The sequence below is a fragment of the Nocardiopsis sp. NPDC006198 genome, from assembly GCF_040613895.1.
Taxonomy (GTDB): Bacteria; Actinomycetota; Actinomycetes; order Streptosporangiales; family Streptosporangiaceae; genus Nocardiopsis; species Nocardiopsis tropica.
The window spans coordinates 88,829-104,210 of sequence record NZ_JBEXSY010000013.1 but is presented as its reverse complement, the minus strand read 5'-3'; the positions used below and the strand labels follow the sequence as shown (position 1 = coordinate 104,210).

Sequence of the window (15,382 nt, the reverse complement as noted above, 5' to 3'; positions counted from 1 at the left end):
CTTCCATTGCCTTCTTTGCCGCCACCCCGGACATTTTTTGCCACCCGTCCATCATTCCCGGCGTGGCCGACACCACCTGCGGGAACGCTGCCCCCATGCCGAAAAGCGCAGTCACCGGTCCGGCCGCGGACGAGGGTACCCCCGTGGACGTCGCAGCCCTCCGGAAGGAGTTGCGCCGCCGCATGGACGGGGAGGCGCGGTTCGGCCCGGGCAGCCCGGCCGTCTGCTCCACGGACGCCTCCGCCTACCACCGGGTGCCCCTCGGGGTGGTGGTGCCCCGCGACGCCGGGGCCGCGCGGGTCGGGCCCGCCTCCGGGGAGCTGGAGGAGCCCCTCCCGGCCGCCGTGTCCGGCACGGCGGCCGACGCCCGGTACCGCGCACGGCGGCGGGCCTGACCGGCGCCCGCGCGCCACCGGTCCGCACGGTCGCGGCACCTGTCCCACCACCAGGAAGACGAGGGAACCCATGGCGGTCAAGGTCTCGGACCACGTCCTGCAGCGGTTGCGCGAATGGGGCGTCGAACACGTCTTCTCCTACGCCGGCGACGGCATCAACGGCCTGCTCGCCGCCTGGGGGCGGGCGGAGGACGAACCGAAGTTCATTCAGGCCCGGCACGAGGAGATGGCCGCCTTCGAGGCGGTCGGCTACGCGAAGTTCTCCGGCAGGGTCGGCGTCTGCGCGGCGACCTCGGGGCCCGGCGCCGTCCACCTGCTCAACGGCCTCTACGACGCCAAGCTCGACCACGTCCCCGTCGTGGCGATCGTGGGGCAGACCGACAGGAGCGCCATGGGCGGCTCCTACCAGCAGGAGATCGACCTCCTGAGCCTCTACAAGGACGTGGCCTCGGACTACTGCGCGATGGTGACCGTCCCCGAGCAGCTGCCCAACGTCCTCGACAGGGCGATGCGCACCGCGTACGCGAGGAGGACGGTGACCGCCGTCATCATCCCCGCCGACGTGCAGGAAATGGACTACTCGCCGCCGACCCACGAGTTCAAGATGGTGCCGTCCAGCCTCGGCCTCTCCTCCCCCGTCCCCGTCCCGAGGCCCGCGGACCTCTCCCGGGCCGCGCAGGTGCTCAACGCGGGGAAACGGATCGCCGTCCTGGTCGGCCAGGGGGCCGCGGGCGCACGCGCCGAGGTCGTCGCGCTCGCGGAGCGCCTGGACGCCGGGGTGGCCAAGGCCCTGCTGGGCAAGGACGTCCTGCCCGACGACCTGCCGTACGTGACGGGCTCGATCGGCCTCCTGGGCACCCGGGCCTCCTACGAGCTCATGCGGGACTGCGACACCCTGCTGGTGGTGGGGTCCAGCTTCCCGTACTCGCAGTTCCTCCCCGGGTTCGACCAGGCGCGCGCTGTGCAGATCGACATCGACCCGCACATGATCGGCCTGCGCTACCCGTTCGAGGTCAACCTCGTCGGGGACGCGAAGGAGACCCTCGCCGCCCTGCTCCCCCAGCTCAAACGCGACAGGAAGCGCAAGGCCTGGCGCAGGAAGGTCGAGAAGGACACGGCACGCTGGTGGGAGGTCATGCAGCGCCGGGCCGCCGTGGAGGCCGATCCCCTCAACCCCGAGTACGTCGTGCACGCCCTGGACGCGCTCCTGCCGGACGACGTGATCCTGACGGCCGACTCGGGTTCGGCGGCGAACTGGTACGCACGCCACCTCCGGATCCGCGGAACCATGCGGGGGTCCCTGTCGGGCACGCTCGCGACCATGGGGCCGGGGGTCCCCTACGCCATCGGCGCCAAGTTCGCCCACCCGGACCGGCCCGCCGTGGCGCTCGTGGGCGACGGGGCCATGCAGATGAACGGCATGGCCGAGCTCGTCACCGCGGCCAAGTACCGGCAGGAGTGGAAGGACCCCAGGCTGGTCGTGGCCGTCCTCAACAACCACGACCTCAACCAGGTCACGTGGGAAATGCGCGCCATGTCCGGCGCACCGCAGTTCCTGCCCTCGCAGTCCCTGCCCGACGTGCCCTACGCCGACTTCGCGCGCCTGATCGGCCTCGACGGGGTGCGCGTGGAGAGGCCGGAGGACGTCCTGGGCGCCTGGCACAGGGCGCTGGGCGCGGACCGGCCCTTCGTCATCGACTTCCGCACCGACCCCGACGTCCCCCCGATCCCGCCGCACGCCACCCTCGAACAGATCGAGGCCGCGGCCTCGGCGGTCCTCCAGGGAGACAGCGAGAGCGCCGGCATCGTCAGGCAGGGGGTCAAGGCCAAGATCCAGGACTTCCTCCCGGGCCGGGGGCGCCACCACAAGCGCGGCTGAACGGCCGGAGGGCCGGCCGGGTGCGGGGGACCGCCGTGCCGGACGCGGCGCCCGGGACGAGGAGACCATGAGGAACGTACACGGGAGGCCCGAGCCGCAGACCCTGCGGGACTACGCGCTGCTCGCGGACGGCGAGCGCGGGGCCCTCATCGGCCTGCACGGGGAGATCGTCTGGATGTGCGCCCCGCGCTGGGACTCCGGCGCCGTCTTCGGCGACCTCGTCGGAGGGCCCGGCCACTACACGGTCACCCCGCGGGGGCGTTTCGTCGGCGGCGGCCACTACGAGCCCGGCACACTGGTCTGGCGCAGCCGCTGGACCACCGCGGCGGGCATCACCGAGTGCCGTGAGGCGCTGGCGTTCCCGGGGGACCCGCACCGGGCCGTGCTGCTGCGGCGCATCACAGCCGTGCAGGGGGACGCCCGTCTCGACCTGCGGCTCGAACCCGCGGCCGACTTCGGCCGGAGCGGCGCGCCCTCGTTCCACCTGGAGGAGGGCGTGTGGACGGCGCGGTCCGGCGACCTGCGCCTGCGGTGGAGCGGGGCGCCCTCCGCGCACCCCGTGCCACGCGGCGGGGAGCCCGCCGGCCTCGCGGCCGAGGTCTCCCTCTCGGCCGGCGAACACCACGACCTGGTGCTGGAGATCTCCGACGGCCCCCTCGGCGCCGTGGTGGACGCCTCCCGCGCCTGGGAGGCGACGACGGCCGAGTGGTCCAGGACGGTCCCCGCCCTGGACCACGGCCTCGCCCCGCGGGACTCCCGACACGCCTACGCGGTCCTGCGGGGGCTGACCAGCAGCACAGGGGGGATGGTGGCCGCGGCCACCACCAGCCTCCCCGAGCGCGCCAGAACCGGGCGCAACTACGACTACCGGTACGTCTGGATCCGGGACCAGTGCTACGCGGGCCTGGCCGCGGCCGCGGCCGGGAGCTTCCCCCTCCTGGACTGCGCGGTGGATTTCGTCTCGGCTCGGCTTCTCGAGGACGGCCCGCACCTGGCCCCGGCCTACACCGTCGCCGGGGAACGGATACCCGACCAGGAGACGCTCGGCCTGGAGGGGTACCCGGGCGGTTTCGACCGCGTCGGCAACTGGGTGAACCGGCAGTTCCAGCTCGACGCCTTCGGTGAGGCGCTGATCCTGCTGGCCACCGCCCACCGGCACGGTCGGCTGGAACCGGAGGGCTGGCTCGCCGCGGACGCGGCGGTCGGCGCCGTCGCCCGGTACAGGAGGAGGCCGGACGCCGGCATCTGGGAGATCGGCGACAGGGCGTGGACCCACAGCAGGCTCATCTGCGCGGCCGGGCTCCGGGCCCTGGCCGGTGCGGCCCCCACCGCGGGCCGCGTGAACGAGTGGACGCGCCTGGCCGACTCCATGGTCGCCGAGACGGCCGCCACCAGCCTGCACCCCGGCGGCCGGTGGCAGCGCAGCCCCGAGGACCCGGGCCTGGACGCCTCCCTGCTCCTGCCCCCGCTCCGGGGCGCCCTGCCGGCCGGGGACCCGCGGACGGTGAACACCCTCCGGGCCTTCGTCCGCGAACTCACCCACGACCACTACGCGTACCGCTTCCGGCACGACGGGCGCCCGTTGGAGGAGGTCGAGGGGGCCTTCCTCCTGTGCGGGTTCGTGACGGCCCTGGCCGAGCACCAGCAGGGCGAGCACGGCGAGGCGCTGCGCTGGTTCGAGCGCAACCGCGCCGCCTGCGGGCCGCCCGGGCTGTTCGCCGAGGAGTACGACATCGGCCAGCGCCAGATGCGGGGGAACCTCCCGCAGGCGTTCGTGCACGCGCTGATGCTGGAGTCCGCCGTCCGGCTGGCCGCCCCCGCCGGGTCCGACCGGGTGTTCCACTGAGGGGGTGCTCCCGCGCGCCTGCCCGGCACTCCGGACGGCCAGGGGACGCAGAGGGCCCGGGACGGGGCCGGGCGGTGTCGGGAACCGGGTCAGCGGGTGGCCGGGGGCTCCTCGGTGGAGAGCCGCTCCTGGTCGGCCGCCCAGGAGGCCAGCAGCTTGAGCCCGTCGGCCGCCGGTGAGTCGGCCGGCGCGGTGTAGACGTTCAGCTGCAGGCCCGGCTCGGCGGGGAGTTCCATCGCCTCGAAGTCGAGTTCGAGCAGGCCGACGGCCGGGTGGAAGAGCCGTTTGCGCCCGGAGCGGTGGAAGCGCACGTCCTGGGAGGCCCACCTCTGCCGGAACAGCTCGCTGCGGGTCGAGAGTTCGCCGACCAGGGCGATGAGCGACTTGTCGTGCGGGTTGCGGCCCGCCTCCAGGCGCAGCATCGCGGCCGCGTCGCGGACGATCTGGTCGTAGTCGACGAAGAACTCCCGGGCCGCCTCCGGCTGGAGGTAGACGAACCGGGCGGTGTTCGCCGGACGCCGCGGGTCCGCGAGCACGGGGGCGTAGAGGGCCCGGGCGAGCCGGTTCATGGCAAGCACGTCGTGGCGGCCGTTGCGGATCCAGGCCGGGGCGTCGGTGATCGCGTCGAGGACCTGTCGCAGCGCCGGTCGGACGGTCGCGGGGGCGCTCCGCCCGCGGCGCCCGCTCCGCGCGCCCGATTCCCGCGCGAGGGAGAAGAGGTGTTCGCGTTCGGCCTCGTCCAGCTGCAGCGCCGAGGCCAGGGCCTCGAGCACGCCCTCGGAGGCGCCGGCCAGGCTGCCGCGCTCCATGCGCACGTAGTAGTCCACCGAGACCCCGGCGAGCATCGCCACCTCCTCGCGGCGCAGCCCCTTGACCCGGCGGTTGCCCCCGTACGCCGGGAGGCCCGCCTGCCGCGGGGTGATGCGCGCCCGCCGCGAACTCAGGAATTCGCGGATCTCGCTGCGCAGGTCCATCGTTGCCATGCCCCCACGGTAGGCGCACCGCCCGCGGCGTGGGAGGTACTGCCGTTACCCGGAACGGCCGCGGGACGGGGACCCGCCCGGCCGGGGACGCGCCGGTCCGGCCGCCGGATCCGGTGCGTGGGGGGCACTGCGGGTACCCGGATCACCAGGTACTCCTCCGCAGGTCACCCCTGATCTAGCGTGGCGTACATGAGCATTCCGAGCGTCACTCTCAACAACGGCGTGGAAATGCCGGTCCTCGGTTTCGGCGTCTACCAGACCCCGCCGGAGCAGACGATCACGGCCGTGGAGACCGCCCTGTCCACGGGCTACCGGCACATCGACACCGCCGCGGCCTACGGGAACGAGCGCGAGGTGGGCGAGGCGGTGCGCCGCTCCGGTCTGGCGCGCGACGAGGTCTTCCTCGAGACCAAGGTCTGGATCACCGACTACGGCTACGACGAGACCCTGCACGCCTTCGACAAGTCCGCCGGCAAGCTCGGCGTCGAGCAGCTGGACATGCTGATCCTGCACCAGGCGCTGCCCGGCGAGTTCGAGCTGACCGTCCAGGCCTACAAGGCCCTGGAGAAGCTCTACGCCGACGGCAGGGTGCGCGCGATCGGCGTCTCCAACTTCATGCCCGACCACCTCGACCGGCTGCTCTCCGGGGCCGGGATCGTGCCCGCGGTCAACCAGATCGAGGTCCACCCCTACTTCCGGCAGTCGGAGCTGCTGGAGTACGACGGCGAGCGCGGCATCCTCAACCAGGCCTGGTCGCCGATCGGGGGCATCACGTTCTACCGCGACGGGTCGAAGGGCTCCACCCTGGAGGACCCGGTGATCGGGCAGATCGCGGACGCGCACGGCAAGACACCCGCACAGGTGATGCTGCGCTGGCACATCCAGCAGGGCCGCCAGGTCATCCCCAAGTCGGTGACGCCGTCCCGGATCGCGGAGAACTTCGACGTGTTCGACTTCGAGCTCACCGGCGAGCAGCTCGCCGCCGTCGACGCGCTGGACACCGGCATCCGCGGCGGCCCCGAGGCCGCCGACATCACCCGCGAGAACTTCGGCATCGAGATCCCCGAGGCCTGAGGAGGCCGCCATGCACACGCGCACGCTCGGACAGGGCCTCGAGGTCTCCGCCGTCGGCCTCGGCTGCATGGGCATGTCCCAGAGCTACGGGCCCAACCCGGGGGACCGCGACGAGATGGTCGGCGTGATCCGGCACGCCGTGGAGGAGGAGGGCGTCACCTTCTTCGACACCGCCGAGGTCTACGGGCCCTACGCCAACGAGGAACTCGTCGGCGAGGCGCTGGCGCCCCTGCGCGACCGGGTCGTGATCGCCACCAAGTTCGGCTGGGACATCCGGGACGGCAGGATGGTCGGGACCGACTCCCGGCCCGAGCAGATCAGACGGGTCGCGGACGCGTCGCTGCGGCGGCTGGGCACCGACGTGATCGACCTCTTCTACCAGCACCGGGTCGACCCCGACGTGCCGATCGAGGACGTCGCGGGGACGGTCGGCGAACTCGTCGCGGCCGGCAAGGTCCGCCACTTCGGGCTGTCCGAGGCGGGCGCCGGGACAATCCGGCGGGCCCACGCGGTCCACCCCGTCACGGCGGTGCAGAGCGAGTACTCGCTGTGGACCCGCGACCCCGAACCGGAGGTGCTACCGGCCTGCGGCGAACTCGGCATCGGGTTCGTCCCGTTCAGCCCGCTCGGCAAGGGCTTCCTGACGGGGACCGTGGGTTCCTCGACCGAGTTCGCCGAGGGCGACATCCGCTCCACCATCCCCCGGTTCGACGCCGGCAACATCGACGCCAACGGGGCACTGGTGGGACACGTCAGCGCCCTCGCCGAGGCGAAGGGGGCCACGCCGGGGCAGGTCGCGCTCGCCTGGCTGCTCGCCCAGCACCCGTGGATCGTGCCGATCCCCGGCACGCGCCGCCGGGGCCGGGTGGCGGAGAACTCCGGGGCCACCCGGATCGCGCTCTCCGCCGACGAGGTCGCCGACCTGGACGCACTCGCCGCACGGGTGGGCGTCCGGGGCGACCGATACAACGCCCGGGGGATGGCGATGGTCGGCCTCTGACGCGCCGGCGGTCGGGCCGGCCGGGAGTCCCGATCGGCCCGACCGCCGCGCGGTGGACGGTCCGGGCGGCGCGGCGCCCCGGCGGGCCCCGTGGCCGGGTCCGGACACCTCTTGCCCTCGCGCGCCGCCGTCCGCCTCCGGTAGCGTCGGCCTGGTCACCCTTCGGGCGAACGGGAAGGCGCGAGCGAAGATCGAGGCACTGGCCCTGAGCGTTCTGGCTTCGTCTTTCCGGAGCCGTCACAGCTGGCGGAGCCTGCCCGGAAACTCGCCCTCCAGCTCGGCCCCGGCACGCTCCTCCAGTTCCTCCTGGTCATCGCCGTGGGCCTGTTCACCTGCAAGGTCGCCGCGGGAACCGCTGACCTCCTCGTGAGGGTCCTGACCCACAAGGCCGCGCAGAGGTGGCCCGGACTGGAGCGGGCACAACCCCGGCGCGGCCCGGCCGGGACGGCGCCTCCCGCCACGGAGCCCCTCGTCAGCCGAAACGGGTTCCACGGCGACGGAGCGGGCACCGTCGTCCAGGCCGGACGGGTAGGCGAGCTGCACATCCACTCCTCCGGGCACGGTGGCGCCGGGGCAGCTGTCGGGGACGGTGGCGGCTGAACGGTCGGGCCCGGCCCCCATGAGCCCTGTCGGCGGCGGAGTGCGCCCGGAAGCGTCCACGGGCGCGGCGGAACCGCACCGGCTACACTCCCCGCGTGCGCAGCGTGTTCGTCTTCCCCCCGGGCGAGCGGTCCGTGACCGTCGCCCTCCTGGACCGGAGCATGCCCGGGCAGCGCGAGCCGTGGATCCTCGACGGCGCCCTCTACATCGACATCGACGACGAGGAGACGGGCCACCTGTTCTCCGACTGGGACCCCGACGACGTGGCGGTCCTCGCGACAGCGGTCGGGCGCCGCCCCGCCTGGGCGGTGCAGATGGACGTCTCCGGGCGCGTGGACGGCATCGCGGAGGTCCACCGGGCCGTCGCACTGCTCCTCGCGCACGGCGGTGTAGCGGTCGACGACCACTCCGCCCACCCGTGGACTCTGCGGGAGATCGAGGCCGGGGCGGTGGTCGACGGCCGCCGCTTCTTCCGCCCCCGCTTCACCCCTCCCGGTCTGCACGGGCGATGAGGGCTTCGCCGCTTCCGCGCCGCAGCTCGGGGGACCCCGTTTTCAGCTGCGCCAGGACCGGGCGTCAACGTCTCTGAAGCCGACCAGCCTCGAACGGTCGCCTTCGATCAGGTCCAGGACATCCAGAGCCCGCTCACCCGTCTTCCATCGACGACCTTGGCGACGAACTGCGGATCGGTGGAGAGCCTGAAGGCATCCTGCAGGTGCGGTTTGAGGTCGAAGCGCTTCCAGATCCGACCGATGGTCGACCTCGACAGCCCGGTGCGCTCGGCCATCGAGGCCCGCGACCAGTGCGTGTCCAATCCGGGTGTGGACTCCAGGGTCGCCACGAGCACGTCCTCGACCTCATCGAGCAGGACCGAGGGCGGCCACCCGGGACGGGGCTCGTCGTGCAGGCCCTCCAGACGCCGGGCGGCGAACTTGCCGCGCCACTTCCTCACCGTGGCTGCCGTGACGCCGACCTGGGTCACCACACGTGCGTTGGGCGCCCCGTCCGCGCACGCCAGCACGATGTGCGCCCGTTCTGCGAACCGGGGCGCCACCGCTCCACTTGCACAACGGAACAACTCCGCGCGTTCTTCAGCGGACAGGACAACTTCAACAGCACGAGGGCCTGGAGACATGACAACAGGGCAACAACTTAGCCTTCAAATTTCAGACGCAGGACACTAGGTCTCGAGATCGGCAGTAACCAAACACGGCCCCCTACCGCGCGTGTCCACTACAACACAAAAATCTTTGCAGCACCAAAAAAGATTAATAGCTAAACAGAAATCATTCCCCTGATTTTCTCAACATCAGCAAGAGCCAAACCCCTCTCCTTTTCATCAATCCAACTATCCCAATACCAGCCAAACTCACGATCGACCAAATTTAACGCCCGAACGGAAAGGGTCTTAAGATCATGCTGCACCCTTCCGCAAAGCCAGGATCTCATTCTTGGATAATCTTCCTCCCCCGAGAACCTGGGACCCTCTGAAACATTGACGGCAATCACCGCAATTCCCGCTAGCACTTCAGCAGGATCAACCTTACGCCTAAGATCATCCTCCGAGGAATCAGGAATCGCGAGCACCCTCCTTAGGACCTCAGTTCTATCTTCAGCCTTCACGGAACCCAGTTCATCCAAGAGATCCTCAGCTGCATCGTTTTCAAAGACTCCAGCACCCCAAGTCCCCAAACCGTCAACCCCCTACAAAAAGTAATCTCCCATTGGAATCTGAATCTCGGGATCTCTTCTGTTCACAACAGTTACACCTCGAGACTTCAGCCCTTCCATGGTCGTCTGCTCCAAACGCCTAGTGGCCTGACTTGACACACCCGACAACAAAGAAACATGAGTAACATTGTTTACATCACCATGCGAATAACCAGCCCTTCGCACAGCATGCTTGGATCGCATAGACTTATTTACTCTTTGCCTCATGCTGGAAGTAGAACTTCCTACATACTTATTCCCGTCTTTAAGGCGGATGGTATAAATACCAGGTTCATCTGGAAGATCAAATTGAGTACCAGGACCACAGTTGGCGTTGTGGTTGAGGACGTTCAGGTCCCCAACGGCCACGTGGAACGTGTGGACGCCCTGGACGGTCAGGTTATGGACCGTCGCGGACTGGGTCCAGGCCCGGACCGCGGAGACCTGCACCCACGTGCCCGACGAGGTCTGCAGCCACGTCCCCGGGGCCAGGTCGACCGCGTCGACCCACTGTCCCAGGTCGGGCACCCAGAACGGGTGCTCGTCGGTCGCGATGACCACGTCCCCCGCCGTTACCGGACCCGGGATCCCTGCCTGCTCGATCTGCTCGCCTTCAGCTTCGGAGCCGGCGTCCTCATCAGCCGCTTCGCGCTCGGTGGTCGGATCCACCATGATCTGCACCAGGTGCTTGGCACCCGACCCGATGATGGTGGCCAGCACCGTCCGCGCGGTCCGCTCACCGGTCTCCGGATCGGTCGCCAACACCTGGTCCCCGACATCGACCTCTTCGATGGGTCTGGGCGACCCGGCGGCCATCACCACCCGTGTACCGGGCACGAAGCTGTTACCGGGTGCGCAGAGGTTGTCGACCTTGCGGTTGGCCCTGATCAGGCCGTTGACCCCGTCGATCAGCTCACCGCCGAGATCGGCGATCCTACGCCCCAGTTCTGCGGCCTTGCCCCATCTGAGCCCGTACTTGACGGCGATCTTGCCCGCCAGGCCACCCACGAACATCGACGCGCCGTTCAGCGCCGTCTCGCCGCACGCCCCCAGATCACCCGTGGTGAAGCACTCCAGGCCGGCTGTGATCCCCAACTCGTCCGCGACCAGCTGCGCCAGCCCCGCCGCGGCAGCGATCAGCTTGTTGCGGGCCTCGACCTTCTCCCCGCGCCCGACGCTTCGGGGGAACGCCGGATCCCGGAGCCGCCGGGTACGCGGTCGGATACCGGAAGGGGGTGGGCCGCCGTCCCGCTCCGGGGACGGCGGCCCTGCGCTCACGCCTCCTGGTTGATGCGGGCGATGAGGGCTTGGAGCTCCTCGCGCCCCACCGGCCCGAAGGACGCGAGGCGGCCCAGCGGGATCGAGGCCATCATGCGCACCATGTCCATGCCCAGCGCGGAGGAGTCGCCGGAGGCCAGCGGCGAGGAGGAGAGGGCCTCTCCGAGAACGGCCGCCACCTTCGGGTCGGCCATGACCTCGCCCAGCGTCGAGTCGAGCGTCACGGGAAGCCGCAGCTCGTCGCCCTCGACGGTGACCGCGGCCTCGGCTCTCAGGTCGCGGCTCGAAGCACCGGCCGACACCGTGTACTCGCCGCCCTCGACCACCCAGCGGTCGGCCCGCACCTCCCAGTACGCCAGGTCCTCACGGGCCAGGAGCACGGAGACCCTCTCGCTCTGTCCGGGCTCCAGGGTCACGCCGGCGAAGCCCTTCAGCTCGCGGGGCGCCCGTGACACGGCCGAGTCGGGCTTGGAGACGTAGAACTGCACGACCTCGCGCCCGGCCCGGTCGCCGGTGTTGGTCACGGTCACGCTCGCCGTGACGCCGGTCCCGTCCTGCTCCAGCCGCAGGTCGGAGTAGGCGAAGCTCGTGTACGACAGCCCGTGCCCGAAGGGGAAGGCCACCTCCGTCTCACGGGCGTCGTACCAGCGGTAGCCCACGTACAGGCCCTCGCCGTAGAGCACCGCGGAGTTCTCCCCGGGGAAGTTCAGGTACGCGGGGGTGTCCTGCAACCGCACCGGCACCGTCTCGGCCAGCCGACCGGACGGGTTGACCCGGCCGAACAGCACGTCGGCGATCGCGCCGCCGCCCGCCTGGCCGAGCAGCGCCCCGTCGAGGATCGCCGGGGCGAGCTCGGCGACCGGGGCCAGGCGCAGCACGCCGCCGTGGGAGAGCACGACGACCGTGCGGGGCTGCGCGCCCACGACGGCGGCGAGCAGGTCGAGCTGCTCGGCGGGCAGTTCGATGTGATCCCGGTCGAAGCCCTCGGACTCCTGGTGCTCGGCAAGGCCGAGGAAGACCACGGCGGCGTCCGCGTTCTCCGCGTCGCGCACCGCCTGCTCGCGCAGGCCCGCGTCGCCGTCCTCCCCATCGGTGTACCCGTGGGAGAAGGTGACCGTGCCGTCCCCCGCCAGGGCGCGGATCTCCTCCAGGGGCACGTCCAGGCGCGTGGGGTTGACGTGGGAGCTGCCGCCGCCCTGGTAGCGCGGGTTCTGGGCGAACCCGCCGATGACGGCGACCGAGGAGCCCGGCGCCAGCGGCAGGAGTCCTCCCTCGTTCCTGAGCAGGACGACGCACCGCGCCGCCACCTCGCGGGCGAGCGCGTGGTGGGCCTCGGCGTCCTGCGCCGTGACCTCGTGGGTCCCCGACTCCCGTGCCGCACGCTCCCCGCGGGCGTGGGCCGCCTTCGCGGCGAGCGCGGCCACGCGGGAGGCGGCCGTGCGGACGTCCTCCGGGGAGCAGGAGCCGTCCTCCACCGCGGCGACCAGCCGCGCGTCGCTCGCCCCGCCGTCGCCGGGCATCTCCAGGTCCAGCCCCGCCGGGACCGAGGCGGAGCGCTCCCGCACCGCGCCCCAGTCGCTGACGACCACGCCGTCGAAGCCCCACTCCTCGCGCAAAACGGTGGTGAGCAGCCAGTGGTCCTCGGAGGCGTAGACGCCGTTGATGCGGTTGTAGGAGCACATCACGGTCCACGGGGCGGACGTGCGCACGACCTTCTGGAAGGCGCGCAGGTAGATCTCGCGCAGCGTGCGCGGGTCGACGTTCGAGCTGGAGCGCATCCGGTCGTGTTCGGCGTTGTTGGCGGCGAAGTGCTTGAGCGAGGCGCCCACGCCGGCGCCCTGGAGCCCGGTCACCCAGGCGCCGCCGAGGACGCCGGCGAGGAAGGGGTCCTCGGAGTAGTACTCGAAGTTGCGTCCGCCGCGCGGGTCGCGCTTGATGTTGATCCCCGGGCCCAGGAGCACGTCGACCCCCAGGGCGCCGGCCTCGGTCCCGAGGGCGGCGCCCACCCGCCGGACCAGGTCGGGGTCCCAGCTCTGGGCCAGGCCTACGGCCGGCGGGAAGCAGGTCGCGGGAAGGCTCTCGGCGAGCCCGAGGTGGTCGGTGGCGCCGGCCTGGCGGCGCACCCCGTGCGGCCCGTCGGTGAGCACGAGGGAGGGGACCTCCCCCACGGCCTTGGTGCTCCAGAAGTCGGCGCCGCCGCTCAGCGAGGCCAGCTCCGCGAGAGTGAGCCCGCTCAGGTCGGGGACGGGTCCGGGGTGTGCGTTCAAGGCGCGAGCTCCTTCGTGTCGGTCATGGGTCCCCTCGCGGGGCGCCGCCCGGACCGTGCCGGGGCCGGACGTCGGGCCCGGACCGTCCCGCGCTCCGCGGGCGCGGGACGGCGGTGCCGCCGCCGTGCGGTGGACGCCGCGGGACGACCCACCAAAACTGAGTGAATATGTGTTTTCGCGAGAGATCCGCAGCATACCGACCTGATCGAAGTCGAGACAAGGGCAATGCTTCGAGTAAATTCGAGTCGACACCGGTTTTGGGGGAAGCCTAGAGTGATCACCATGAGCACCACCTCCACCGGGTCGCGCGGCCCCTACGCCCGTTCGACCGAGCGCCGCAGGAGCATCGCCCGAGCGGTGCTCGACACCGTGCTCGAGGAGGGCCACGAGCGGGTCACCACGGCCGGGACCGCCCGGCGGGCGGGGACCAGCGAGGCCACCGCGCTGTACCACTACCCCACCAAGGAGCACCTCCTCGTCGCCGCCCTGGAGCTGTCCGACGAGGAGACCGCGCTGCGCCCCTTCACGTCCGACCCCGCCATGGGCCTGGACGACCTGCGCGCGTTCGTGGACACCACGGCGGAGCGGACACACGTCATGCGCCTGCACACCGCGCTCCTGGGCCGCGCCACCTCCCCCGACCACCCGGCCCAGGAGTTCCTCTCCCGCCACAACCGGGAGGCCGTGGCGCACTTCGCCCGGGTGGTGCGCCACCGCCAGCGCGAGGGCACCGCCCACCCCGGCCTCGACGCCGTCGGGGTCGCGCGCCAGTTCCTCGCGACCTGGGACGGCCTCCAGGCCCAGTGGCTCCTGGACCCCTCCTTCGACTTCGGCGACCACCTCGTCCAGGCGTTCCGCCGCCTCACGGGACAGAACTGGATGGAGGGCCGGGCCGTGCTCCTGGACCCCTCCGTCGGCGTGTGACGCGGGAGGACACGCCGACGCCCCGGTGACCGGGGCTGCGAACCTCCTGCGACCAGGCGCCCGTCCCCCACGCAATGGCCCGCCTCACCCACCCGGTAACTCGAGGCCCCTCTTCCCGACCTGCCCGCCCCGCTCCCCTCCACAGAGACCGCCGGACACCCGTTTTTCCGTGGATTTGTCCTGCCCTGCCCCGACCTGGGACAACACCCGCCCGCCGGCGGAGCCGACGGCCCGCTTCGGATCCTCTGCCGTTGACATCACCCACTCTTTGGTATCTACTTTCCAAAAGGAAAGTAGATACCAAAGAGGAGACAGACATGGCCAGCACGCCCGAGCTCGACCAAGTCGCCGAGGCCCGTCGCAGGATCGCCGCCCACACCTCGCCTCCCGGCTCCTACTGGGTGGTCTTCGCGGTGGTGTGCGTACTGCTCGCGGGCCTTCCGATCTGGAGGACGCTCCTCCCCGCCGAAGGCGCCTACCTCGACTGGACCCTGGTCGCCGTGGCCGCGGCGTCGGCGGTCTACGCGATCGTCCGGCGGCGGCGCACCGGCGTGTACCTCCCGCGCCACGTCGCCTCCTACCCCGGCGCCCGGACCCTGTGGATCGCCGTCCTGGCCGCCACCGCCGCCGGCTTCCTCGGCATCCGGGCCCTGGTCGACCACGGACACACCGGCCTCGCGCTCGCCGCGCTGCTACCGGTCGCGGCCGTCCCGCTCGTGGGGTACATGCGCGTCCGCGCGGCCATGCGCCGGAGCATCGAGGCCGGCCGGGTCAAGCCGTGACCGAGCCTGACCACCCCGGCGACAGCGAACCGGGCGCGAGCGCCACCGGTCGCCGACCGATCCTGGAGACCGGCCCCCGGCTGGCGATGTGCGCGCTCCTGCAGAGCGCCGACTGGGTCGACTTCGCCACCGTCCGCGACCTGCTCGGCGTCAGCGACCCGATGGTGTCGAAGCACAGCCGCACCCTGGAGACCGCGGGCTACCTCGACGTCCGCAAGGGAGCGGTCGGGCGCCGTCCCAAGACGTGGTTCCGACTGACCCCCGAGGGGCGCACGGCCCTGCGGAGCCACCTGGCCTGGCTGGCCGAGCTGGCCTCGGCCGTCGACCGGACGCTCAACGGGGGCCCCTCGGACGCCTCCCCGGCCGAACCCGCCCGCGAAGAGGACCCGAGTCGGCGGTGACCTCCCCCGCGGCCCGGCCCGACCGGTAGGGCCGCCCGGCCCGCCGCACCCGCACGAGAAGCCCCCGCTCCCCACAGGACCCCCGGTCCGGAGCGGGGGCTTCGTGCTGCACGCCGCCCCCGGACCGGCGCGGGCAGCGGAGGGCCCCGGCGTCCGGACCCGGCCGCACAGCACCGACGAACCACCCCACCCCCGCAGACGGGGCCGTGGACGCACCCCTCCGAACACCCTGTAGACTTTCGG

Annotated in this window: 15 protein-coding genes; 9 read left to right on the top strand and 6 right to left on the bottom strand. The window is 71.6% G+C overall.

Going from position 1 to position 15,382, the window contains the following annotated elements:
• The first annotated feature begins 95 nt into the window (after nt 1-95).
• The 3 genes from ABZ234_RS11960 to ABZ234_RS11950 all read left to right on the top strand — a co-directional run bounded on the left by ABZ234_RS11960 (nt 96) and on the right by ABZ234_RS11950 (nt 4,120).
• Nucleotides 96-395, top strand: a complete 300-nt coding sequence (locus ABZ234_RS11960) for a hypothetical protein (RefSeq protein WP_355011990.1) — start codon at nt 96-98, stop codon at nt 393-395.
• A 70-nt stretch (nt 396-465) separates the two neighbouring features.
• Entirely contained in the window at nt 466-2,274 is a 1,809-nt protein-coding gene (locus ABZ234_RS11955; protein WP_355011989.1) for a thiamine pyrophosphate-requiring protein, read from the top strand.
• Nucleotides 2,275-2,341: 67 nt separating this feature from the next.
• A complete protein-coding gene (locus ABZ234_RS11950; RefSeq protein ID WP_355011988.1) occupies nt 2,342-4,120 on the top strand; it encodes a glycoside hydrolase family 15 protein in 1,779 nt (592 codons plus the stop codon).
• 89 nt (nt 4,121-4,209) lie between these two features.
• On the opposite strand, the gene ABZ234_RS11945 is transcribed toward ABZ234_RS11950, so the two are convergent.
• Nucleotides 4,210-5,094, bottom strand: a complete 885-nt coding sequence (locus ABZ234_RS11945) for a helix-turn-helix transcriptional regulator (protein WP_355012021.1) — start codon at nt 5,092-5,094, stop codon at nt 4,210-4,212.
• A 198-nt stretch (nt 5,095-5,292) separates the two neighbouring features.
• On the opposite strand from ABZ234_RS11945, the gene ABZ234_RS11940 reads away from it, so the two are divergent.
• Both ABZ234_RS11940 and ABZ234_RS11935 read left to right on the top strand, forming a co-directional pair.
• Complete coding sequence (locus ABZ234_RS11940; protein WP_355011987.1) at nt 5,293-6,177, top strand: aldo/keto reductase; 885 nt, start codon at nt 5,293-5,295, stop codon at nt 6,175-6,177.
• 10 nt (nt 6,178-6,187) lie between these two features.
• Nucleotides 6,188-7,177 (top strand): aldo/keto reductase, encoded by a 990-nt coding sequence (locus tag ABZ234_RS11935; RefSeq protein WP_355011986.1) that lies wholly within the window; start codon nt 6,188-6,190, stop codon nt 7,175-7,177.
• A 237-nt stretch (nt 7,178-7,414) separates the two neighbouring features.
• Here ABZ234_RS11935 and ABZ234_RS11930 read toward each other — a convergent pair whose 3' ends face one another.
• Complete coding sequence (locus ABZ234_RS11930; protein ID WP_355011985.1) at nt 7,415-7,720, bottom strand: hypothetical protein; 306 nt, start codon at nt 7,718-7,720, stop codon at nt 7,415-7,417.
• A 152-nt stretch (nt 7,721-7,872) separates the two neighbouring features.
• On the opposite strand from ABZ234_RS11930, the gene ABZ234_RS11925 reads away from it, so the two are divergent.
• Nucleotides 7,873-8,289 carry a hypothetical protein gene (locus ABZ234_RS11925; RefSeq protein WP_355011984.1) on the top strand — a complete coding sequence of 139 codons (417 nt, stop codon included), beginning with the start codon at nt 7,873-7,875 and terminating at the stop codon, nt 8,287-8,289.
• A gap of 107 nt (nt 8,290-8,396) precedes the next feature.
• Here ABZ234_RS11925 and ABZ234_RS11920 read toward each other — a convergent pair whose 3' ends face one another.
• From ABZ234_RS11920 to ABZ234_RS11905, 4 genes are all read right to left on the bottom strand, one after another.
• Nucleotides 8,397-8,831: a helix-turn-helix domain-containing protein gene (locus ABZ234_RS11920; protein ID WP_355011983.1), complete on the bottom strand. Its 435-nt coding sequence runs from the start codon at nt 8,829-8,831 to the stop codon at nt 8,397-8,399.
• Nucleotides 8,832-9,052: 221 nt separating this feature from the next.
• Nucleotides 9,053-9,469, bottom strand: coding sequence for a DUF4259 domain-containing protein (locus ABZ234_RS11915; RefSeq protein ID WP_355011982.1), 417 nt, complete (start codon nt 9,467-9,469; stop codon nt 9,053-9,055).
• Nucleotides 9,470-9,481: 12 nt separating this feature from the next.
• Nucleotides 9,482-10,765, bottom strand: a complete 1,284-nt coding sequence (locus tag ABZ234_RS11910; protein WP_355011981.1) for a polymorphic toxin-type HINT domain-containing protein — start codon at nt 10,763-10,765, stop codon at nt 9,482-9,484.
• Nucleotides 10,762-13,032 (bottom strand): glycoside hydrolase family 3 C-terminal domain-containing protein, encoded by a 2,271-nt coding sequence (locus tag ABZ234_RS11905; RefSeq protein ID WP_355011980.1) that lies wholly within the window; start codon nt 13,030-13,032, stop codon nt 10,762-10,764. Before ABZ234_RS11905 ends, ABZ234_RS11910 begins: the two co-directional genes overlap by 4 nt.
• Before the next feature lie 282 nt (nt 13,033-13,314).
• Between ABZ234_RS11905 and ABZ234_RS11900 the strand changes: the two genes are divergently transcribed.
• From ABZ234_RS11900 to ABZ234_RS11890, 3 genes are all read left to right on the top strand, one after another.
• On the top strand, nt 13,315-13,956 hold the full coding sequence (locus ABZ234_RS11900; RefSeq protein ID WP_355011979.1) for a TetR/AcrR family transcriptional regulator: 642 nt from the start codon (nt 13,315-13,317) through the stop codon (nt 13,954-13,956).
• Between the two features lie 317 nt (nt 13,957-14,273).
• Nucleotides 14,274-14,738 (top strand): hypothetical protein, encoded by a 465-nt coding sequence (locus ABZ234_RS11895; RefSeq protein ID WP_355011978.1) that lies wholly within the window; start codon nt 14,274-14,276, stop codon nt 14,736-14,738.
• Nucleotides 14,735-15,139 carry a transcriptional regulator gene (locus tag ABZ234_RS11890; protein WP_355011977.1) on the top strand — a complete coding sequence of 135 codons (405 nt, stop codon included), beginning with the start codon at nt 14,735-14,737 and terminating at the stop codon, nt 15,137-15,139. Before ABZ234_RS11895 ends, ABZ234_RS11890 begins: the two co-directional genes overlap by 4 nt.
• The last annotated feature ends 243 nt before the right edge of the window (nt 15,140-15,382 follow it).